The sequence below is a fragment of the Streptomyces sp. NPDC097129 genome (genome assembly GCF_055668065.1).
Map to the genome: position 1 here is coordinate 1 of NZ_JBVOQE010000061.1, position 1445 is coordinate 1445.

Below are 1445 nucleotides of genomic sequence, written 5' to 3' on the forward strand. Positions count from 1 at the left end.
GTCCTCGACGGCCCCGACGTCGTCGATCTCGACAAAGTCGGCGGACGTTTCGCCGCTGCAATCCCGTCGCGTGTCGGGGGTCACGCCCCCGCCCACTGCACCGCCGGCGGAAAAGCGATCCTGGCGTGGATCGCCCCCGAACGCGTCGACGCTCTTTTCGGCTCAGTCCTTTCTCGCAGTACGGAAAACACCATCACAGACATCAATGTTTTGCACCAGGAACTGAGTCGCATCCGCCGGCGCCGCGGTGTGGCCTTCGAGCGAGGAGAGTCAGCTCATGGTGTGGCCTGCATCGCTGCTGCGGTTCGCGGATACGAAGAACCCGTCGGCAGCATCGCCCTGTGCGGCAACAACAAATCCGTTCAGCTAGAACGCCTCGCCCCTTGGTCGTCCACGCGGTCCGTGAAATTTCTCGATCGTTGTACCCCGAATCGGACCATTCCCGTAGACCACGAAAGGCGCCTTCCGTTCCTGCGGCCACATTCTCCGCGGAGATGATGGATCGCCTCCTGGCGGCATCACCGGAAGACTGGATCTAACGTATCTCGACCGATCGAGTCCGCGGTGTCAGTACTGGACGGTATTCCCGAGAACTCGCTGACGCATCCTTAACTCCTCGACCACGCTGGATGGCGCTTGTTTGCATTCTCCAGGGCTCGCCGTGGATCAGCCATGTCATTTTGAACATGTTGGGCTGCAAGCAGATACATTTTTCGTTGAATGTGTCATTGTGCGAGAATGCGGATTCCGTTGGCGTCCTGGGCGAGGATGTGGGCGAAGTGGCGGTTGGATTTGTCGAGTCCGTCGGAGAGGTTCGCGCCACGCAAGAAGGATGCTGCGGCGGCGTCGAGGTGCCGCGCAATGCGCAGGAGCAGGCCGAGGGGCGGGAACGAGGAAGACGTGGGCGTCTGCGGTGATAATGTCGAGGGTCGATAGTAGCGACAGACCGGCCTCAGTTTCGTTGTCGTCGTGGTTGATGTGGGCGACTTTCAATGCTTCGGCCGGGGCTGCCGCTGGAAATTTCTGTGCCGAGCCTGCGACAATGTTTCCGTTTTGTCGGCACGACAGCGAACTATTGGCGGTAATGGTGTTGTGCTGCAATGTGTCCTTATTTTCAACGTTGCTTGACAGGGGCGCACGGGAGTCGGAAGCAGAAAACGGCAGGGTTAACCGCGATAGCGGCGAGGGAACCGCTGCATGCGCGGGAAGGATACGAGCTGCTGAGTCCGAGCGCTCCTCTTACCGGCGGCGACATGTGATCATCGTTCTGAAATCGATACTGTCTAGGTTTTTCGACGTGAGGATCGTATGTTCGCTGATCGGTTGAATATGTTGTTCGAGGATTCGCCGCGATTCGGTCGTCCGGTCACGCAAGCTGTGGTGGCGGACGGTCTCGCCGCGAGTGGCTCACGCCTCTCCCGCCCTTATCTGTCTCAGATACGTCG

General features: G+C 59.5%; 1 protein-coding gene. It reads left to right on the forward strand.

The features are described from left to right. The coding region (locus tag AC0B9F_RS38090) for an IclR family transcriptional regulator (protein WP_472010383.1) at positions 1 to 498 on the forward strand (498 nt) is incomplete at its 5' end. Positions 499 to 1445: the final 947 nt, after the last annotated feature.